The organism is Coprococcus sp. AF102-57, from assembly GCF_027686195.1.
GTDB classification, from domain to species: Bacteria; Bacillota; Clostridia; order Lachnospirales; family Lachnospiraceae; genus Allocoprococcus; species Allocoprococcus comes.
This window is the reverse complement of sequence record NZ_JAQCSY010000005.1, coordinates 143,243-163,080: the sequence shown is the minus strand read 5'-3', so window position 1 is coordinate 163,080 and position 19,838 is coordinate 143,243. Positions and strand designations below refer to the sequence as shown.

The window sequence follows — 19,838 nt, the reverse complement described above, 5'->3', positions numbered from 1 at the left end:
TGATATGCTCCCTTTTAGGTAGACAAGTAAAATAATATAAAACTTGTTACCTGAAAGGGGGTATTTTTATTGGGAAGAAAAGCAAGATACAGTGCTGAAGAAAAGATAAGTGCAGTTCAAGAATATTTAGATGGAAAAGGCAGTATGAAGACGATTGCACAACGTTTAGGTATAGCCTTTCAATCATTCAAACAATGGGTAAAAAACTACGAAGCGATGGGAATAGATGCGTTTAAAACCAATCATAACAAACATTATTCCAAAGCAGAAAAAGAGCAAGCAGTCGCAGCATATTTAGCTGGCGAAGGTTCTCATATGGAAATTTGTCAAAAGTTCAAAATTCTTTCGACCAGTCAACTCAGAAGCTGGATTAAGAAGTATAATGGTCATGAGGAGCTAAAAGCTTCCAGAATGGGAGATACAGGCATCATGACCAAAGGAAGAAAAACGGCATTTAATGAACGGGTAGAAATTGCGGCATATTGCATTAGCCATGATCATAATTACACTGAAACATCTGAAAAATTTAAAGTTTCTTATCAGCAGGCACGAAACTATACGGTTAAATATGAAAACGGTGGAATTAATGCACTACAAGACAATCGTGGCAAAAGGAAATCAGAGAATTCTCTTTCCGAAATTGAAAAACTTCAAGCAGAATTGAAGATGGAAAAATCCAAGCGGAAAAAAGCTGAAATGGAGGCATCATTCCTAAAAAAACTTGACGAAATAGAGAGGAGGCGGGGTTAAGCCTGTTGAGGCAAGGGCAGATTTATCAGGCAATTAAAGAGGAAAACGAAACATACGGTTACCCAATCAGTGCACTTTGCAAACTTGGAAATGTAAGCAGATCTGCTTATTATAAATGGCTTCATAGAGAGATTCCAGCTAATGAAATTAAAAACTTGCGTATTTCAGATGCAATCGAAAAGATACACACGGATTCTCCTGACAAAGGCTATCGAAGAATACGAGATGATCTGGAACGCTATTATGGAATAAAGGTAAATGACAAACGGGTTCTTCGTATTTGCAGAAAGAAAAATATTAAATCCACAATTAAATATGCTAACAATGGATGCACACGTCAATCCGCAAATCCACAATACATAGCGGAAAATGTATTAAACCGAGAGTTTTTTGCAGATGCACCTAATCAGAAATGGCTTACAGATGTGACGGAATTTAAATATTACATCGGTTTGGAAAAACATAAGGTGTATCTTAGTGCAATACTAGATTTGTATGATAGACGGATTGTGTCCTATGTAATTCGAGATAACAATAATAACGCATTGGTCTTTGATACTTTCGACAATGCCATTGCCAGTAATCCAGATGCACGCCCGCTGTGTCATAGTGACAGAGGATTTCAATATACAAATCGAAGCTTCCATGTCCAGGGTTGCAAAATGTATTGATAATGGTCCGATGGAAGGATTCTGGGGGATTATAAAAAGAGAACGTTATTATGGGAAAAGATTTACGAGTCGTACAGCACTTGTGGGCATGATTGAAAGCTACATGGAATATTACAACAATAGACGATTACAAAGGAATCTTGGAGTTTTAACCCCAATGGAAAAACATGAACAATATATATTGGCAGCATAAAAACTGCCACCAGTTTTTCATCTAGTGGCAGAAATAAATTTTATTTTTTTAATTGTCTACTTGACGGGAAGCAGTTCACAATTCAAAGACTTTTTCTTTTTCTATCTTCTATTCTCCTTTTTCCTGCAGAATATCCACGATTGTCTTCTCAGTTCCAATCATGCCTGGCGAAGCGATTTCTCCCATATGCCGCATCGTATCTTCTGGTGTAAAACCATTGATTCCATGAATATCATCAATAAAAATATCATGCATCGCAAAGTCTGCCGATTGGAATGCAGCGTTCACTGCCACAACACCTTTCATCGTACAGCCCTTATTTCCGCCATGACAGATCATACCGGTAATACTGCTGGACATGTTGTTGATCGTTCTCGTCATGGCATGCTCATCACCTCCATGAAGGAAAACCAACGCACAGGCCATTCCTGTACCGGCAGCAATGCCGCAGCCACAGAAAGCAGAAAGCTTACCGGAATATTCTTTGATATACATGCAGATGAGATAGCTTAATGCGGTGGCACGATATAAGGTTTCATCGCTTAATCCGCGGATCTTGCAAACACCGTAAAGAGGCATGGTTGCAATGATTCCATGTGCCCCGGAACCGGTAATGCTCATGGCTGGTCTGTCAAGTCCGATCACACGGGCCTCAATTGCTGCATTGCAAAGTAAAGATGCAGTCTTTAACTCATTATCCGAAATAATCTTTCCGCCATTTTTCTCAAGCAGATACCGTGCATAGGTTGTTCTCGGGTTCTGGATTCCTTCTTCAAAAAGAGCATAGTTCATCTCATAGGCAGCCTTGATAAATTCAATTTCCTCTGCCGGAACTTCTTTTGCGTATTCGTAAATCTGTTTTAATGTATAATTGTGGATCAATGGTTTTTCTTCGTGTCCACCTTCCACAGAAGCTTCTTCCTTCTCAAGAAGCACCTCTCCATTTGCCTCAATACGAACAATATTTGTATGTGCATCGCGGATCCGAACCATAGCCTCTCCGCCTGTTGTCTTTACGCGGGCTTCGATAAAAATACGACTCGTAATCTCGCTCATTTTCACAACGATTTTTCCGTCTTTTACCAATTGCTCTGCTGCCACATTGTCGGCTTCTGTTACATTAGCAAGGCTCTCCAGCTCTTTTTCCGGTTTTCCTGCTACCGCCCCTAAAGCTGCTGCGTATTCATTTCCGTAAAAATGACTGTTCGGAATACCACATGTATATGCATTTTTATACATTCCACTATTTAGTAAAAGCGTAACCTGTTCCAGTTCTCCCGGAACATAAGATTTTGCCTTTGAAACCGCATACGCGATCGCTCCCGGCTCTGTTACCCCAAGAGCCGGACGCATATCCTCTTTAATTAATTGTGTTAATTCATGCATTTCTTTTTCCTCCAATCAATTATTCAGACTATTAACCGCATCCTCTAATTGCTTCAATGCTTTCTCTAGAACAGATCTCGGACAGGCTGCATTCAACCGCATAAACCCGTTCATTGTCCTTGTAAAAGACGAACCGTCATTTAATCCAAGCCCTGCCTTATGAATCATAAAATCCTTTAATTCTTCATTATCCATATGCAGTGCTCTGCAGTCCAGCCACACAAGATAGGTTGCATCCGGCATATTTGCTTTGATCAGAGGAATCTTTTTTTCAAAATAATCACATATATAATCAAGATTTCCAGAAATATACGCAAGGAGTTGTTCCAACCACTCTTCGCCCTCATTCAATGCTGCTTCCATTGCAACAGAACTAAACGCATTGTTTCTATGTATATCCATTCCACCCCAATATCCGTCGAACTTTTTCTTCATTTCCAGATTTGGGAATACCGTGGTTGATGCCTGAAGTCCTGCCAGGTTAAATGTTTTTGTCACGGAAATACATGTGATCACCTTATCAGCTGCTTCTGGGACAACAATTGCTGCCGGAATATGTTTTTTTCCATGAAATATGAGATCCGAATGAATTTCATCCGAAACTACCTGAACATCATTTTCAAAGCAAAGTGTCAGCATTTTAGACAGCTCATCTTGGGACCATACGCGTCCAAGCGGATTATGTGGATTACATAAAATGAAGAGTTTCACTGCGGGATCTTTTACCTGCTTTTCAAAATCTTCAAAATCTACTTCCCACACTCCGTCATGCTCAAGAAAGTTATTTTGTACAAGTTCTCTCCCTGTATTTTCTGTGATTTCGAAAAATTCCGGATAAACCGGTGGCTGAATTAAAACCTTTTCTTCTTTCTTTGTAAATAGCTTAATGATCGCTGCAAGAGCCGGAACCACACCTAAACACCAGCTACATAAGTTTGTATCAAGTGCCCATCCGTTTCTTCTTAACTGCCAGTCGGCATACGCTTTAAAATAACTATCTGGGCGGGATGTATAACCCCAGATTCCTTCTTCCGCTTTCTTTTTACATGCATCAATGATAGGCTGTGCTGTTTTGAAATCCATATCTGCGATCCAAAGCGGAATCACATCATCTGTCCCAAAATTCTTTACCCTTTCATCATATTTTGCAGAACGGTTTTTGCTTCTGTCAACAGGCTCATCAAAATTGTATTTCATATTTTCATTTCCTCTTTAATTATGCATTATTCTACCAGATGACAGGCTACATAATGTTCATTTCCAACGTTTCTGAAGATTGGTCTTTCTTCATGACAGCGTTTGGTAGCATATGGGCATCTGGATGCAAATTTACATCCAACCGGTGTATCAATCGGACTTGGGACATCCCCTTGCAGCATAACCGGTTTCTTAGTTTTACTGATCGCAGGATCAAGTTCAGGAACCGCTGACATCAATGCTTTTGTATATGGGTGCAGTGTCTGTTCGTACAATTCTTCTGTCTCCGCAAATTCTACCAGAGATCCAAGATACATAACACCTACTTTTTGGGAAATATGTCTGACCATAGAAAGATCATGTGCAATAAACAAATAAGTAAGTCCAAGACTTGCCTGCAGATCTTCAAGCATATTTACTACCTGTGCCTGAATACTGACATCAAGTGCCGAAATAGGCTCATCGCAGACTACAAAATCCGGATTTACCGCAAGTGCTCTTGCAATCCCGACACGCTGCCTTTGTCCACCTGAAAATTCATGAGGATAACGGCTGGCATGGTCTTTTCCAAGACCAACTGTATTCAACAATTCATAGATGCGTTCCTGTCTTTCCTTACCTTCATAAAGATGATAAATATCCAGTGGCTCACCGATAATATCTGAAACCGTCATACGAGGATTCAGGGATGCATATGGATCCTGAAAGATCATCTGCATTCTTTTTCTGTATGGCCATACTTCAGCTGCACTTAACTGTGCAATATCTTTCCCGTCGAATATGATTTCTCCTGCTGTCGGTTTATAGAGACGCATGATGGAATATCCGGTTGTAGATTTTCCACATCCGGACTCTCCTACCAGTCCGATTGTTTCTCCCTTTTGTATTTTGAAGGAAACTCCGTCCACTGCTTTTACATACTCGATTTTTTTACCTAAAAATCCTTTTTTATTCTCGAAATACATTTTCAGGTCTTTTACTTCCAAAAGTGTATTATTTGGCATGTCGGATTCCTCCTTTCTGACTTTCATACTCTTCATTCCGAGGTGCCTGCGGATGGCACATAAAACAGCTTACACGATGTGTATCACTGATATACTGTTCCGGCACCGGCATAGATGCACATACTTTCATTGCATATTTGCAGCGCGGATAAAACGGACATCCTGTCGGTGGATGAAGCATATCCGGCGGTGTTCCAAGAATCGGAACCAGTCTTTCTTTTGATGCTTCTCCGGTTACTTTTGGTACAGAGTTCAAAAGTCCCATCGTATATGGATGATGCGGTTCATAGAAAATTTCTTCCGTTGTTCCTTCCTCCATAATCTTTCCACCATACATAACGATGATTCTATCGCAGATACTTGATGCACATCCTAAGTTATGTGTGATCAAAATAGTAGCTGTTCCCAGTCTTTCATTTAATTCTTTCATAAGAGACAGTACCTGTGCCTGAATGGTAACATCCAGTGCCGTTGTCGGCTCATCCGCAATCAGAAGCTCTGGCTCACAAGAAAGTGCCATCGCAATCATTGCTCTCTGTCTCATACCGCCTGAAAACTCATGTGGGTAGGAATGAAATCTTTTTTCCGGTGAAGGAATACCTACCAGTTTCAACATTTCAAGTGCACGTTTTTTTGCATCTTCCTTTTTAATTTTATGGTGTGTCAGAATAGCTTCTGTAATCTGATCACCAATCTTAAATAATGGATTCAAAGATGTCATCGGATCCTGGAAGATCATAGCAATGTGATCCCCTTGAATCTTACGCATCTCACTTTTTTTCTTTTTCAAAAGATCTTCTCCGTTAAAGAGAATCTCCCCTTTCTTTACTCTTCCAGGATATGCAAGCAATCCCATAATAGAAAGTGATGTAACACTCTTCCCACTGCCCGATTCACCTACAATACCAATGATCTCACCTTTGTCTAATCCAAAACTGACATCACGGATTGCCTGCACCTCTCCTAAATGCGTAAAGAAAGAGGTATGTAAATTTTTTACATCTAATAATTTTTCACTCATTTGCTTTTTCCTCCTTATTTACGCTGTTTTGGATCGAATGCATCTCTTAAACCATCACTTAATAAGTTGAATGTAAGGATTGTAACTGAAATGGCAATCGCCGGATATACCATCTGATATGGATATACATAAATTCCTGCTAAAGCGTCATTACACAAAGTACCCCAGGAAGCCATCGGTGCAGAAATACCAAGACCTACGAAGCTCAGGAATGCTTCATTGAAAATTGCACTTGGAATCTGCATTGCCATATTTACCATGATAGGTCCCATCATATTCGGGATTAGGTGTTTCACAATAATTCTCTTTGTATCTGCTCCTGTTACGATGGCAGCTTTAACAAATTCCTGCTGTTTCAGCGTCAGAACCTGCCCTCTGACGATACGGGCCATTTTAACCCAGAATGTCAAACCTAATGCAATAATGATGGAAGAAATACCAGGTCCTACTACAACCATGATCAAAATAACATACAGCGTCATCGGAATGGAGTCCAGAACGTCAATAATACGCATCATGATATTATCAACTGTTCCACCACAGTAACCCGCAATCGCGCCGTAGAATACACCAACCACAAAGTTGATAAATGCCGCAAACAGACCAACCAAAAGAGAAATACGTGCACCATATACAATACGGATAAACAAATCTCTCCCAAGACCATCTGTTCCAAGCAGATAAGTTTTATTTTTTATCTTCTCCTGCTTTGTGAGCTTCTCACCATCACAAGTGATCACTGTTCTTTCTATCTTGTTTTCCAAAATACTTTTGGCTTCTTCAATTGTAACCTCTGTCACATCGCTTCCTGCATAATAGTTTTCAAGATATTTAATTCCTTTGATCGCTACTGTGTCTAAATCTTTTTTTGCTGCTTTCTTTTCTAATTTTTTATACTCTTTACTTGCATCTGAATAACCACTATAATCAACACAGATTTCACTGTTTCCGACCGTAAAGAAATTTTTCTTTCCATTGACATCTTTATTCTTTACTTCTGCAAGTCCTTCAAGATTTCCTTTTTTGTCAACCACAACAACTGTATACTGTGGTGTTACATAAATATTTTTTCCGTTGTCAAGCGGATATACTTTCATTACATCCGGAATATTCGCTAATTCCAGATTCTGTGTCTTATAATCATATTTCCAAAACATTGGGATAAAAATAGCTCCGATTGTAATCAAAGCAATTACGATCAAAGAAAGGATCGCTATTTTATTGGATTTTAATCTTCTCCATCCGTCTTGTAAAAAAGTAAGACTAGGCCTTTCCATTTTCTCAGCATTTTTTTCTTCCTGTTCCAACGGTGCCCATAATTCCGGAGAGATAACGTTATTTTTTTCGCTCATATTTTCTCACCTGTTTTACTGATATTTAATACGTGGGTCAATTAATACATACAGAATATCGACTACTAAAATGCAGATTACAAGAATAACTGAGAAAAATACAGTAATACCCATAATCAATGTATAGTCTCGGTTAAGGATACTGTTTGTAAATAAGTTTCCGATTCCAGGAATACCAAATACCTTTTCTACTACGAAAGATCCTGTAATCAATGCAGCAAACATTGGTCCGATATAAGTTACAACCGGAAGCAATGCATTTCTTAATGCATGTTTTCCAAGTACCTTCCATTCAGGAAGTCCCTTTGCCCTTGCTGTACGAATATAATCCTGATTCAGAACATCCAACGTAGAAGTTCTTGTCAGTCGTACAACATACGCAAGTGAGAATAATGCGCTGACAATAACCGGTCCAATATATCCCTTCCAGCTATTCACACCAAACGATGGTACCCATCCTAAAATCTTGCTGAACAGATATAAGAATCCTGTTGCAAATACAAAGCTTGGGATTGTCGCCCCTAGGGTTGATAGCACCATCAAGACTCGATCTACAAATTTATTTTGCCTCAATGCGGCAATAATACCAAAAAATATTCCGAAACCTAAAATAACTAACGAAGCCCAAATACCGATTGCTAAAGAATATGGAAATCCTGCTGAAATAATATCATTGGTTGTGATTCCTTTTTTCATAAAGGAAATACCAAAATCCCCATGCATATAGTTCCGCATATATGTTCCATATTGTTCAATAAACGGTTTATCAAGACCATATTTTGCTTTCATATTTGCAATAATTACCGGATCGTTCATTTTCTCGCTGGCAAATGGGTCACCTGGAATTGCATTCATTAATGTAAATGTCAGTGTCATAATGAACCAGATCGTAATAATCGCAGAAAGTACTCTTTTCGCTATATATCTCAGCATATTACTTCTCCTCTAATAATAGGGAGACCGAAAAGCAAGGTACTTTTCGGTCTTCCTAAAGTCAACAACTACTCAACGATTTCAGCATGGCTGAACATAAATGAATTGCCCAATGTAAGTTCAACGTTTTCTACCTGATCTTCATTTACAAGAGCCACAAATGACGGATAATAAAGTGCTGTGATCGGCATATCATCCATAAGTGCTTTATTCGCTTCTTCCCAGGCTGCATCTCTTTCTTCGCCTAATGAAGCCATTGCTTTATCAAATGCTTCATCAAATGCTTTGTTACCAGGATTTAATGTTGTATCGTTCGGAGCGCCTTTGTATTCTCTCCATCTCCACTGGCATGTATTATTACCATTCTGAGAATAGAAAAGTTTAATAAGTCCACTTGCATCGTATGGGTTATTTGTCCAGCCACCAGGAGCCATCTGATAATCACCTTTACTCTTTGTAGAGCTGAATACACTTGATTCTTCTGCGCGGAGTTTAACTTTGATATTTAAATTTGTTTCCAGCATCTGCTGAATTGCTTCACAAAGTCTCTTGTTCTTTTCAGTATTCGCATATGTGATTTCCACCTCCGGAAAGCCCTCTCCGTTTGGATAACCTGCTTCCGCAAGTTCTGCCTGCGCATCTTCTACCTTAGCCTGACGCGGATCGATTCCATATTCTTCTGCCGGATATCCATCTGCTTCAAGTTCACGAAAATGTGTTCCATCTGTTTTCTGACATGTCGGAGCGATAAAGTTACTTGCCGGGATAGAACCATCTTTTAATACCTGTTCTGTGATCTGCTTTCTGTCGATTGCCTTGGCAACTGCTTTTCTTACATGAACATTATCAAATGGTGCTTTATCTACGTTGAAATTCAGGAACTGTGCTCCTGTATCGGCACTGACAATTACATATGGATCTTCAGCAACAATCTGTGGAATCTGTTCTGCCGGAAGGTGATCCATAACATCGATCTCACCTGCCTGATATGCCTGATATGCGGTATTATCATCTGTAATAAATACTGCTTTGATACCAGGAAGTTTTACTTCGTCTGCTGCATAGTAGTAAGGATTCTTTTTCAGTAATAAATGAGATCCAACCTGATATTCTTCTAAGTAGAATGCTCCGTTACTGATTGCTGATTCCGGTTTCTTCTCCCATCCTTCACCTGCTGCTTCCACTGCTTCTTTTTTAATAGGAAGATAAACGTCATTGGCAACTAACTGCGGGAAGAACGGTGTTGCATTCTTCAAAACAACTTCAAATGTATAATCATCAATTGCTGTTGCTTTGATATCATCATACTCACCTGTTCCTTCAAAATATTCAGTAGCACCTACAACATAATCTGTGATAGCCTGAAGTGCTTCAGATGCAAAATCCGGATCACAAATTCTTCTCCAGGAATATTCGAAGTCTTTTGCTGTCACCGGACTTCCGTCTGACCATTTCGCATCTTTTCTTAAATGGAATGTATATGTTTTTCCGTCCTCTGAAACATCCCATTTTTCCGCGATACCCGGTTTAAAGCCATCGGATGTTGATACGGTGAGGCCTTCAAACAACTGCTTACAAATCGCATCTGATACAGATTCAGAGTTGTTCGTTGGGTCCCACTGCTTTGGTTCAGAATACAATCTCCACATAAGGTATCTTCCCTCTTCTGATCCTTCAGTTTCCGTTTCTGCTTCCTGTTTTGCTGATCCATTGTCAGAAGCTTTTTCTTTTTTGCCACCGCACCCCGCAAAACTAGCGACAACCATCGTCAGTGCTAAAAACAACGCTAATTTTTTCTTTTTCATACATTTCTCCTCCTTTACATCCTTTTTTGAGTTTCGTTTTACGAAAAAGATTTTTTCTGTGTTTTTTACTCACAGTATAAATATTACTGACAGTATAATTCTTTTTGTATATTATGTCAAGATATTGACACAATTCTTTTATTGTTTTATAATATTTTAACAACTGTATGTTTTGTTTTTCTATAAGGAAACAAATAAATTACATAAAGGAGGATTTTCTTATGAAGAAAGCACTAAAAATCTACATTTCTGTAGACATGGAAGGAATGGCAGGTATCACTTCTCCATCTCAGGAACGCGATGAGGTTCCTTCCTTCCGCCGCGCTTTACACAATCAGGTACGCTGGATCATCGAAGGAATTCATGCTTCCTCCAGAAATGATGAAATCGGGGAAATCACCATTTCTGATTCTCATGGAAGCGGAACGAACCTTTCTTATGATGAACTTTGCCAGATGGATGAACGTATCAGCTTAGTAAGCGGTTCTCCAAGAAGACAGTACATGATGTCTTGCCTGGATGAAACCTACGATGTTGTATTTCTGGCCGGATATCATGCCGGTCCGGGAGAAGATTTCGCCAATATGGATCACAGCTTCTACGGAAAAGTTGTTTCCAGCCTTAAGATTAACGGAGCCTATATGAACGAAAGTACAACGAACGCAGCACTTGCTGCTTCTTATAAGGTTCCGGTAGGGCTTATCATCGGTGATTCCGGTCTTCGCAAACAGCTTATAGACAAAGAAATGATGCCATGGGTAAAATTCGTAACAACTAAAGAAGCTCTGTCACGCTATGCAGCAAAATTCCCACCACAAAAAGTTCTCAGGGAAAATACGATTTCTGCAGTAAAAGAAGTTCTTGATTCCGATTTAAGCAAAATTCCTTTATACGAAGTTGCGACTCCGATCAAGCTGGGATTTGAATTTAAATCAACAGCAATGGCCGACACTGTTGCACAAATTCCTCGCATGAAACGCTTAAGCGGTACAGAAGTAGAAATCACATGCGATAACATGCATGAATTAGAATGTGGCATCTCTGCAATTACCGGTCTTGCAGGAACAGCTAACTAAAAATTTCGAAGGAGAAAAAGAAAATGGGAAAATATAATTTTGATGAAATCATCGACAGACGCGGCACATCTTGTAATAAATGGGAATACAATGTTCCGGAAGATGTCGTTCCGATGTGGGTAGCAGACATGGATTTTGCAGCAGCTCCGGAAATTCGCGAAGCAATGCAGAAACGTTTAGATCATCCTGTTTATGGATATACTCATCACAGCAAAGAATTAAAAGATGCCATCGTATCCTGGGTAGGAAGACGTTATCACTGGAATATCCAGAGTGAATGGTTAGGCTTCAGTCCAGGCGTTGTTCCTGCTCTTGTTATGAGTCTTTTATCCTTAACAACACCTGGGGATCGTATTGTGATCATGACACCTGTTTATCATCCATTCTACTCTTCGATTGAAGAAAATGGACGTGTTATCATTAATCACCAGTTAGATTGTGATGAAAACGGACGTTATTCCATTAACTTCGAGCGTCTGGAAGCCCAGATCGACAACCGCTGCAAAGCGATCATGATGTGTAATCCTCATAATCCGGCTGGTCGTGTATGGACAAAAGAAGAGCTTTTGGAAGTTGCTAAAATCGCCGAACGCCATGAGCTGTATATTATTTCAGATGAGATCCATGCCGATTTCGTATATGGCGGAAAACACCATACTCCGATGGCATCCGTATCAGAATATGCTATGGAACATACAATCACAGCTTTTGCACCGAGTAAAACCTTTAATGTTGCCGGTCTTTGTCAATCTTATGTTGTTATTCCGAACAAGAAATTATACAATGCGTATGACGCAACCTATAATGCGTTTGATCTGGGGGATAACGTTTTCGGTATGACAGCGCTGACTGCCGCATATACAAAAGGCGAGGAATGGCTTACAGAAATGCTTCAATATCTCGAAGCTAACAGAGATTTCACCGTGGAATATATCAGAGAAAATATTCCGGAAATCAGCGTTTGGTCACCTGAAGGAACATATCTTCTGTGGCTTGATTGTTCAAAGCTTAATCTGGAAAATGACGAATTAAATCAATTTTTCTTAGAAAAAGCAAAAGTAAAAATGAATCCTGGATATCGTTTCGGTGCTCAGTGCAGCACTTATATGCGATTAAATATTGGCTGTCCACGCGCTCAACTTCAGGAAGCTCTTGCCCGCATTGAAAAAGCAATCAAAAACCGCTAGTTTTTATACTTGAATTGCGAAAGGAGGAGCGGGATCATGTATGGAAGCCGAATTCGCGAAATGCGAAAAAAAAGAGGGCTCACGCTCAAAGAGGTAGCTGAAGCTACCGGATACACAATAGGTCATATATCACAAATTGAAAGAGATTTAAAATCTCCTTCACTCGTGGCACTTAGAAAAATTGCAGTCTGCTTAGATTGTTCAGAAGTATGGTTGATCATGGGTGACTCCGAACTCTCTGCCAAGTCACCTGAAGAAGGAAAGAAATCAAAGGAATCTTATTTGGTGAGAAAAGAGAACCGAATTCCAATGAAACTCCCGGAAATTGATGTTTCCTACTCTATTTTTACACCTTCTAAACTTCCGAACGCACAAGAGGCACAAATGACCGGACTCATCGTGAGATTAAAACCGAACACCTGGGTAACTGAGCAAATGATTTCACATGGTAATTACGACGAAAGTCTTCTGCTCCTCAAAGGGGAATTAGAACTCCGCATCGATAACAGCACTTATGTAATCCACGAGGGTGACAGTTTCTATATTCCTAAAAATTGTTTACATAACTACATGAATATATCAGATGAAGAAGCGACTATAATTATTTACTTTTCACAATTAGTTTATTAAGGAAAACACGATTATGAAATATATTATTGATGGACATTTTGACTTACTCAGCGATGTCGCTGTACGCCGCAAAAACGGCGAGCATAAGGTCATTGAAAGATTATACTATCCAGCTTTTAAAAAAGGAAACGTGACGGGAGTCGTTGCCTCCCTCTTTGTAGATAGCCAGTACCTGCCTTATGGAGGTATTTCAATCGCTATGGAACAGATTGCCGCTCTCCACTGTGAGATAAGCGAAAGTCCGGATCTTCTTATGCTTTGCACGAGCGCAGATGACTTTGTAAAAGCTGCTTCGGAAAATAAAGTCGGTATCCTTCTCTCCTTTGAAGGAGCAGAACCGGTAAGCTCCTGCCTCATGTTACACGCATTCTACGCCGCAGGCGTAAGAGGACTGGGACTTACCTGGAGCCGCAGAAATATGGCAGCTGACGGCTGTGATTTTACCGGAAATGCGAAAAAAGGCGGTCTGACTGACTTTGGTCAAATGCTTGTAAAAGAAGCTGAATCTTTAAACATGATCATTGATCTCAGTCATTTAAGTGACGAGGGCGTAGATGATGTCTTATCCATTACCTCCTGCCCACTAATCGCATCACATTCTAATGCACGGGCAGTTGCTCATAATAACAGGAATTTGAAGGATGAGCATTTAAAAGAAATCGCCAGACGTGGCGGTGTTGTGGGACTGAATGCCTGCAGTATCATTAATGCAGATGCCGACAGCACACCTGACCGCTGGCAAATGCTTGCACACTTAGATTACATGATTGAGGTAATGGGAGAACAGCATGTCGGTTTCGGATTTGACTTTTGCGATCTCTTCTTAAAGAACAGTTCCGCACAAGACTTATCCCTGATGCCGGAGTTTCCTTTCGACATTCTCTCCGGCGGTCATGCGGACATTCCGGATTTCTTGCAGGATATGAAGAAACATAATTATTCAGATGAACGGATTTCTCTGCTTGCAGGCAAAAACTGGCTTTATGCATTCGAAAAAATCCTAAAAAAATAGTTTATCAGAAGGAGTATTTTTGTAATGAATTCAAATATGACAGAACAATTAGATCAGCTTTTCCGTATGTGGGATCGCGGTCTTTGCCCTGGCGCTCAGGTATTGATTCGCCAGCACGGTAAAACTCTTTACGAAAAATGTTTTGGATATGGAAATCTTGAAAATAAATTAAAAATCCATAAAGAAAGTATTTTCCATGTCGCATCGATTTCCAAAGAATTTACTGTTATGTCTATTCTTCTTCTTTGGAAAGAAGGAAAACTTGATTTAGATGACAACATCAGAAAATATTTAGATGAATATATCAACATTGAAACACCGATTACGATCCGCCAGATGATGAATAATGTCAGCGGACTTCGCGACCAATGGGAACTCTTATTTTTACGCGGTATCAAGATCAACGATCAGATTGACATGGATGATATCAATACAACGATATCTCTTCAGAAATCGCTGAACTTTGAACCGCAGTCACAGTATTTATACAGTAACACCGGTTTCCATTTATTGGCACTTATCGTTGAAAAACTGTCGCAAATGAGCTTCCCACAATTTGTAAAAGAACGTATTTTCACTCCACTCGGAATGACACATTCTTTTGTCCGCGAAAGCTTTACACAGATTGTTCCGGATCTTACTTACTCTTACCAGGACGAAGGTGATGATACATTCTACTACAATCCACTGAACTATGCACTTTACGGACCAACCTCTGTAAATACCTGTGCTTCTGATCTCTGCAAAGTATTAGATGAGTACATTCATCCAAATGTGATCGATCCTGAAATTATCGAGCTTATGAAGAAACCTGTCCTTCTCAGCAATGGCAAAACGGCTGAATACTGCGGCGGACTGATCACCCATAAGCTTCATGGTCTGGATGTATTCGGTCATGGCGGTGCCGATGCTGCATACCGTGGTGAAATTATTTGCATTCCGGAAAAAGAACTGGAGATTGTACTGATCAGTAACACCACAACTTACGCAATGTCTAAGCTTGCCGATAAAGCCGCCTGCATCGTACTCGGATTACCGGATTGTACCGAACCAGCCGTGCCGGAACATGAAAATGCACCTGCTCGCAGCGGTGTATTCCTGACAGCACTTCCGGATGATCCAATGTTTGTTGATATTGCAGAGCAAAACGGTACCTTCTATATGCAAAGAGAATGGTGCCGCACAGAACTGGTAAAAGAAGAGGATGACGGTTATCGCATTGGTTTATTAGACGAAAAGATCTACTTCACAGATAAGGAAATCCTTTATCGACTTCCTGCTCGTGTACTTACATTGACCCCTGCCAAGCCTGCAGATCCGGCACTTTTCCAGGAAGGAACCTATTACAACGATGAAACCGATTCCTTCATGAAATTAGTGAAAGTTGGAAATACATGCGAAATCCATATGCGTCGTTATGGGAAAACAACACTTTATCAATCAGGATCAGGAAGTATTATCTTCCGAATGGATGCAAATCTTGTAATGTATGTAAAAGCTGAAAATGATACCATCATTATGGATGGCGGTCGTGTAAAACATATCATTTACCAAAAACAATAAATTAACAGGACGCATAAAAAAACTTTCGTTTTTTCATGCGTCCTGTTGCTTATGGATACAATAACAGCTGTATTACACAAACAAAACTGTTTTCAGCATACTGACCGGATCACATCGCTTTTGATGCGCTCTTTTACACTTTCTAATTCTCCAGATACTTCCGTATACAATCTTCCTTCAACTGCTCCCCAATCACGATCACAACCTCCTGCCCGTCTCCGATCGGCTTCATACTGATCTCATGACCGGTTGCATTCAGCTGCATCCAGCTTCCTGCATCATCTTTCACGAATCCCTTCACCCGGAAAATACCGCCACATTCCGGATCCTGCATCATCTTCGCAACCTGCGTCTTCAATTCATCTGCAGAAATTTTTAATTCCATAAAATACAACGAATCAAAACCTTTTTTCTCATCCAGCTCCATCTTCCGATAATTTTCTGCAACATAACCGCCCTTTAAGATCTTATCAAAATCCTCTTCCGAAAGCTCTGCTCCATCTTTTCTCATGATTTCCTGATCCAGCCTTCGCTTGCACTGAACCTGTTCAAGCGCTCTGTTCAAATGTTCAATTGTATTTTCAATCTGTTCTTTTGTTGCTTCTTCTGCCCTGCTGAGGATAATGCTTCCTGCATTTGCAGCCTCGGACGCAAGCAGATAGTCTGCTTCTTCTGACAATTCCGGCTCCAGTTTTGCGTCAACGATCGTAACCACATTGCCAATCTCATACCACTTATCCAGTGGTTCATCGTGAAGAACGTCAAAAAATTCGTCTACATCATAAATCCCGGACGGTTCAACAATTACTCTGTCATATCCGCACATTCCCATTGCGATCAGTTTTGTCCGAAAACGTCTTCTGTGCGTTTCTTTGTCGCACCCACCGGAAATCATTTCAAGCTCACAGTTATCTCCCATCAGGTCCTGTAAAAGAAGCATATCTACATTTACCGCACCAAAATCATTCTCAAGGATGCCGATGTTCATTCCTTTATCCAGAAGATATTTTGCATATTTTTTAATAAACGTTGTCTTGCCGGAACCTAAGAAACCGGTGATCAAATCTATTTTTACCATCGCTAATTTTCCCCTTTGATTTTTTACTTCTTTTAAGATAATAGCATATTTTTTTTGTTTCTTAAAGGAACTCAAATAAAGAACTCAAACAGAAGCTTAAATTTTGAGTTCCTATTTGAGTTCTTTTCATTTTTCTAAAAATCATTTTTCTTTTTTACTTTTCTTCTTTCTTTATCCCAGCCTTCTCCAGAATCCCATTCCACATTTGCTCCCGCTTTTTCTCCCGTTCTGCCTTTCCGTCATTCCACTTCTGTATAAATGCCATCTGTTCCAGATCATCCCGCTCTTCCATAAACAGCCTCTCTTTCTTATATTTATTCAGATCAATTATTTCCTGTACCTGACTATTATATGCATGTCCGCAATGATTCTTTCCACTTTGCACGTTATATTTATAAGCAAGAAAAATCAGGTACCACACCAGACACCTGATTTTCTCTCACTTATTCACTCTTTAATTTTCGCATTAAATACTTCGTTTTCTAAGTATTTTAGGGCAATTTTTTGAAAATATCAAAAAAAGAGACAGCCCATCATTTTGACAAGCCATCCCTTTTCGTCATATTTTATAATTCCTAAACCTCAGACTCTTTTTTAGCTCCAAAGTAAGCTTTCAGAGAATTGATCACAATAACAAGTCCGAGTGCCATCAGCAGAACTGCGATGATCAGCTGAAGTCCTTCTACAAGGAAAGTAGCGGAACCTGCTGCATATGCTTTTACAAGTCCGATGGTTCTCTCTACCAGTGCGGTTCCTGTTACACAAAGCATGATAATCAGCGGTGCGAACAGCATCTTGTTGCTTCTTCCTGTTACCTTCATGAATACACAAAGTGTTACAAGTACAAGTGCTGACAGTAACTGGTTTGCTGATCCGAACAGTGGCCAGATATTTGCATATCCGATACGTGTCAGAACGTAAGCACATAACAGAGTCACGATTGTTGAGAAATATGTATTGCAAAGGAGTTTTCTCCATCCTTCTGCATGTTCCATATCATCTACACTGAAAAGTTCCTGGAAACTCATACGTCCGATACGTGAAACAGCATCCAGACTGGTAAGTGCAAGTGCAGATACACACATGGTCATGAAGCACTGTGCGATGTAAACCGGAATACCGAACATTTCAAAGAATCCTGCAACACCGCTTGAGAATACCTGGAATGGTGTTCCGGCTGCCGGTGTTCCGTCTGCTGCTGCAGCTGCACCAGCTACGCAAAGTGCGATAATTGCAAGAAGACTTTCCAGAACCATTGCTCCGTATCCAACCTTCAGCATATCCTTTTCATTAGATACTGTCTTAGAAGATGTACCTGATGAAACAAGGCTGTGGAAACCGGATACAGCACCGCATGCCACGGTAACGAACAGGATCGGGAACATATCTCCAAGTGTATCATTGTGGAAGCCTGTAAATACCGGAAGGTTCATGGTTGGATGTGCAACCAGAAGTCCCAGTGCAGCTCCTACGATCATACCGATGAACATATAAGTTGTCATGGTATCACGAGGCTGCTTTAAGATCCACATCGGAAGTACTGCTGTAAAGAAGATATATACAAATGTAATGTAAGTCCATGTATCTTTTGTTGCTGTGATCGGTACTAACATACCAAGACCAAGAGCAGCTACTGTAAATACAAGACCGACAACTGTTTCTTTCCATCCGTGAAACCGGAATTTTTTCTGTACCAGACCAAAGATCATAGCAAATACGATAAACAGCAGAGAAATGGTTCCTGCAGCTCCGTTTGTCTTTGCTGCATCTGCAAGTTTTACGACACCGTCTACTTCTGTGTAAGCGTTAAATGTACCTGCAACCATATCTGCGAATGCTGCAATTACAAGAAGTGTAAACAGCCAGCAGAAAAGCAGGAATACTTTTCGTCCGAATTTACCGATATACTTTTCGATCAGAAGTCCCATAGACTTTCCTTCGTTCTTTACACTGGCATACAGTGCACCAAAGTCTGTAACAGCACCGAAGAAAATACCTCCAACGATGATCCACAGGAATACCGGAACCCATCCAAATACCGCCGCCTGAATTGCACCGGTAACAGGACCTGCACCTGCAATTGACGAAAACTGATGACTGAATACGGTCCATCCGTCTGTCGGAACATAATCCTTTCCATCTTCAAATTTCTTTGCCGGAGTCTCTGCTTTGGGATCGATTCCCCACTTATTAGCGAGCCAGCGACCATAGAATACATATGCACAGCTAAGAAGTACTGCTGCGATCAATACGATAACTAATGTATTCATACTAATCCCTCTCTTTCTCTTCCAGTTAAAATAATTAAGTTTTAATAAGATAAATAAAAATTTTATCAAATTATTATAGTGGTGTTTTAACTCTTTAAAGTCCTTTTGTCAATGGACTTCTCGCAATTTCGGCACGTTCACATGATTTTTTAGAGTATGCTCTGTTTTTTTGTGCATTTTTCCATACTCCGCGTTACAAAAACATATGGCCGTTTCTCGAAAGCATTCCTGTAATATACAATTTGTCCGTGACACCTGCATCTGACTCCAGAATATGAGACTCCAGAATATGACCGGATATATTTTTATATTGATATTGACATTTTTTCCCAACCGAACTATACTGAATTTTGTAAATGAAACGGGGAGCTTGTTTGACAGGCTGAGAGGAAGTTCAAAACTTCGACCCATATACCTGATTTGGATAATGCCAACGTAGGAACGTATATTTTGATGATAACGGGAGATACATTGGTATCTCTCTTTTTTTGATATACGGCGTCAAATACAGTCAGCGTACTCTGATGATATTTGAGAAACAGGATTTCTTATAATGATATGAAATGATACCAGGGTCAAAAGGTCAGAAAGCTGATGCAAGCTTGCTTGCAAGAGGATTTTTGACCTCTTGACCCGCCAAAAACATGAGTAAGTAGCGATTTTTCAAAGAAAAATGAGCGGATTACGAATGTTTTTGAGGATGGCGAGAG

The 19,838-nt window shown here is 40.0% G+C and carries 18 protein-coding genes and 1 riboswitch; of the genes, 8 read left to right on the top strand and 10 right to left on the bottom strand.

Translation table 11 applies throughout. The features are described from left to right. Positions 1 to 69: 69 nt before the first annotated feature. Genes PGZ10_RS05130 through PGZ10_RS16930 form a run of 3 tightly spaced genes read left to right on the top strand, consistent with a single transcriptional unit; the run spans position 70 to position 1,614 of the window. The gene (locus PGZ10_RS05130; protein WP_270540856.1) at positions 70 to 750 is read left to right on the top strand and encodes a transposase; all 681 of its coding nucleotides are present in this window, start codon (positions 70 to 72) and stop codon (positions 748 to 750) included. A 5-nt stretch (positions 751 to 755) separates the two neighbouring features. Then, positions 756 to 1,421 (top strand): IS3 family transposase, encoded by a 666-nt coding sequence (locus tag PGZ10_RS05125; protein ID WP_270540855.1) that lies wholly within the window; start codon positions 756 to 758, stop codon positions 1,419 to 1,421. After that, the gene (locus tag PGZ10_RS16930) at positions 1,318 to 1,614 is read left to right on the top strand and encodes an IS3 family transposase (RefSeq protein ID WP_442872543.1); all 297 of its coding nucleotides are present in this window, start codon (positions 1,318 to 1,320) and stop codon (positions 1,612 to 1,614) included. Before PGZ10_RS05125 ends, PGZ10_RS16930 begins: the two co-directional genes overlap by 104 nt. Before the next feature lie 108 nt (positions 1,615 to 1,722). Here PGZ10_RS16930 and PGZ10_RS05120 read toward each other — a convergent pair whose 3' ends face one another. From PGZ10_RS05120 to PGZ10_RS05090, 7 genes are all read right to left on the bottom strand, one after another. After that, on the bottom strand, positions 1,723 to 3,000 hold the full coding sequence (locus PGZ10_RS05120; protein ID WP_270540853.1) for an L-cysteine desulfidase family protein: 1,278 nt from the start codon (positions 2,998 to 3,000) through the stop codon (positions 1,723 to 1,725). Between the two features lie 15 nt (positions 3,001 to 3,015). Further along, positions 3,016 to 4,197 carry a MalY/PatB family protein gene (locus tag PGZ10_RS05115; protein WP_173825207.1) on the bottom strand — a complete coding sequence of 394 codons (1,182 nt, stop codon included), beginning with the start codon at positions 4,195 to 4,197 and terminating at the stop codon, positions 3,016 to 3,018. A 26-nt stretch (positions 4,198 to 4,223) separates the two neighbouring features. After that, entirely contained in the window at positions 4,224 to 5,201 is a 978-nt protein-coding gene (locus PGZ10_RS05110) for an ABC transporter ATP-binding protein (RefSeq protein ID WP_008373311.1), read from the bottom strand. Then, entirely contained in the window at positions 5,191 to 6,222 is a 1,032-nt protein-coding gene (locus tag PGZ10_RS05105) for an ABC transporter ATP-binding protein (RefSeq protein WP_270205426.1), read from the bottom strand. The genes PGZ10_RS05110 and PGZ10_RS05105 overlap by 11 nt, the downstream gene beginning before the upstream one ends. Positions 6,223 to 6,236: 14 nt before the next feature. Beyond that, on the bottom strand, positions 6,237 to 7,574 hold the full coding sequence (locus tag PGZ10_RS05100) for an ABC transporter permease (RefSeq protein ID WP_117824450.1): 1,338 nt from the start codon (positions 7,572 to 7,574) through the stop codon (positions 6,237 to 6,239). A 15-nt stretch (positions 7,575 to 7,589) separates the two neighbouring features. Continuing rightward, positions 7,590 to 8,507 (bottom strand): ABC transporter permease, encoded by a 918-nt coding sequence (locus tag PGZ10_RS05095; RefSeq protein ID WP_117824449.1) that lies wholly within the window; start codon positions 8,505 to 8,507, stop codon positions 7,590 to 7,592. A gap of 68 nt (positions 8,508 to 8,575) precedes the next feature. Beyond that, positions 8,576 to 10,312, bottom strand: coding sequence for a peptide ABC transporter substrate-binding protein (locus tag PGZ10_RS05090; protein WP_117824448.1), 1,737 nt, complete (start codon positions 10,310 to 10,312; stop codon positions 8,576 to 8,578). Between the two features lie 221 nt (positions 10,313 to 10,533). Between PGZ10_RS05090 and PGZ10_RS05085 the strand changes: the two genes are divergently transcribed. The 5 genes from PGZ10_RS05085 to PGZ10_RS05065 are packed head-to-tail and all read left to right on the top strand — an operon-like array spanning position 10,534 to position 15,780. Then, complete coding sequence (locus PGZ10_RS05085) at positions 10,534 to 11,388, top strand: M55 family metallopeptidase (protein ID WP_270540851.1); 855 nt, start codon at positions 10,534 to 10,536, stop codon at positions 11,386 to 11,388. Positions 11,389 to 11,411: 23 nt separating this feature from the next. Then, the gene (locus PGZ10_RS05080) at positions 11,412 to 12,575 is read left to right on the top strand and encodes a MalY/PatB family protein (RefSeq protein WP_270540849.1); all 1,164 of its coding nucleotides are present in this window, start codon (positions 11,412 to 11,414) and stop codon (positions 12,573 to 12,575) included. A 36-nt stretch (positions 12,576 to 12,611) separates the two neighbouring features. After that, on the top strand, positions 12,612 to 13,205 hold the full coding sequence (locus tag PGZ10_RS05075) for a helix-turn-helix domain-containing protein (RefSeq protein ID WP_117824445.1): 594 nt from the start codon (positions 12,612 to 12,614) through the stop codon (positions 13,203 to 13,205). A 13-nt stretch (positions 13,206 to 13,218) separates the two neighbouring features. After that, entirely contained in the window at positions 13,219 to 14,217 is a 999-nt protein-coding gene (locus tag PGZ10_RS05070) for a dipeptidase (protein ID WP_270540847.1), read from the top strand. A gap of 24 nt (positions 14,218 to 14,241) precedes the next feature. Beyond that, complete coding sequence (locus tag PGZ10_RS05065) at positions 14,242 to 15,780, top strand: serine hydrolase domain-containing protein (protein ID WP_270540845.1); 1,539 nt, start codon at positions 14,242 to 14,244, stop codon at positions 15,778 to 15,780. Positions 15,781 to 15,922: 142 nt separating this feature from the next. On the opposite strand, the gene PGZ10_RS05060 is transcribed toward PGZ10_RS05065, so the two are convergent. The 3 genes from PGZ10_RS05060 to PGZ10_RS05050 form a co-directional block, all read right to left on the bottom strand. Next, positions 15,923 to 16,858 (bottom strand): GTP-binding protein, encoded by a 936-nt coding sequence (locus PGZ10_RS05060; protein WP_270540843.1) that lies wholly within the window; start codon positions 16,856 to 16,858, stop codon positions 15,923 to 15,925. 154 nt (positions 16,859 to 17,012) lie between these two features. Then, a complete protein-coding gene (locus tag PGZ10_RS05055; protein ID WP_270540842.1) occupies positions 17,013 to 17,279 on the bottom strand; it encodes a hypothetical protein in 267 nt (88 codons plus the stop codon). A gap of 154 nt (positions 17,280 to 17,433) precedes the next feature. Continuing rightward, positions 17,434 to 19,128: a carbon starvation CstA family protein gene (locus tag PGZ10_RS05050; RefSeq protein ID WP_270540841.1), complete on the bottom strand. Its 1,695-nt coding sequence runs from the start codon at positions 19,126 to 19,128 to the stop codon at positions 17,434 to 17,436. Positions 19,129 to 19,482: 354 nt separating this feature from the next. Continuing rightward, positions 19,483 to 19,587, top strand: a riboswitch (TPP riboswitch). Positions 19,588 to 19,838 lie beyond the last annotated feature (251 nt).

Excerpts from the sequence above, each read along its gene's own strand:
- PGZ10_RS05075 (WP_117824445.1), top strand. The coding sequence starts at position 12,612 with ATGTATGGAAGCCGAATTCGCGAAATGCGAAAAAAAAGAGGGCTCACG.
- PGZ10_RS05080 (WP_270540849.1), top strand. The coding sequence starts at position 11,412 with ATGGGAAAATATAATTTTGATGAAATCATCGACAGACGCGGCACATCT.
- PGZ10_RS16930 (WP_442872543.1), top strand. The coding sequence starts at position 1,318 with ATGCCATTGCCAGTAATCCAGATGCACGCCCGCTGTGTCATAGTGACA.
- PGZ10_RS05110 (WP_008373311.1), bottom strand. The coding sequence starts at position 5,201 with ATGCCAAATAATACACTTTTGGAAGTAAAAGACCTGAAAATGTATTTC.
- PGZ10_RS05120 (WP_270540853.1), bottom strand. The coding sequence starts at position 3,000 with ATGCATGAATTAACACAATTAATTAAAGAGGATATGCGTCCGGCTCTT.
- PGZ10_RS05090 (WP_117824448.1), bottom strand. The coding sequence starts at position 10,312 with ATGAAAAAGAAAAAATTAGCGTTGTTTTTAGCACTGACGATGGTTGTC.
- PGZ10_RS05070 (WP_270540847.1), top strand. The coding sequence starts at position 13,219 with ATGAAATATATTATTGATGGACATTTTGACTTACTCAGCGATGTCGCT.
- PGZ10_RS05050 (WP_270540841.1), bottom strand. The coding sequence starts at position 19,128 with ATGAATACATTAGTTATCGTATTGATCGCAGCAGTACTTCTTAGCTGT.
- PGZ10_RS05100 (WP_117824450.1), bottom strand. The coding sequence starts at position 7,574 with ATGAGCGAAAAAAATAACGTTATCTCTCCGGAATTATGGGCACCGTTG.
- PGZ10_RS05115 (WP_173825207.1), bottom strand. The coding sequence starts at position 4,197 with ATGAAATACAATTTTGATGAGCCTGTTGACAGAAGCAAAAACCGTTCT.
- PGZ10_RS05065 (WP_270540845.1), top strand. The coding sequence starts at position 14,242 with ATGAATTCAAATATGACAGAACAATTAGATCAGCTTTTCCGTATGTGG.
- PGZ10_RS05085 (WP_270540851.1), top strand. The coding sequence starts at position 10,534 with ATGAAGAAAGCACTAAAAATCTACATTTCTGTAGACATGGAAGGAATG.
- PGZ10_RS05105 (WP_270205426.1), bottom strand. The coding sequence starts at position 6,222 with ATGAGTGAAAAATTATTAGATGTAAAAAATTTACATACCTCTTTCTTT.
- PGZ10_RS05095 (WP_117824449.1), bottom strand. The coding sequence starts at position 8,507 with ATGCTGAGATATATAGCGAAAAGAGTACTTTCTGCGATTATTACGATC.
- PGZ10_RS05060 (WP_270540843.1), bottom strand. The coding sequence starts at position 16,858 with ATGGTAAAAATAGATTTGATCACCGGTTTCTTAGGTTCCGGCAAGACA.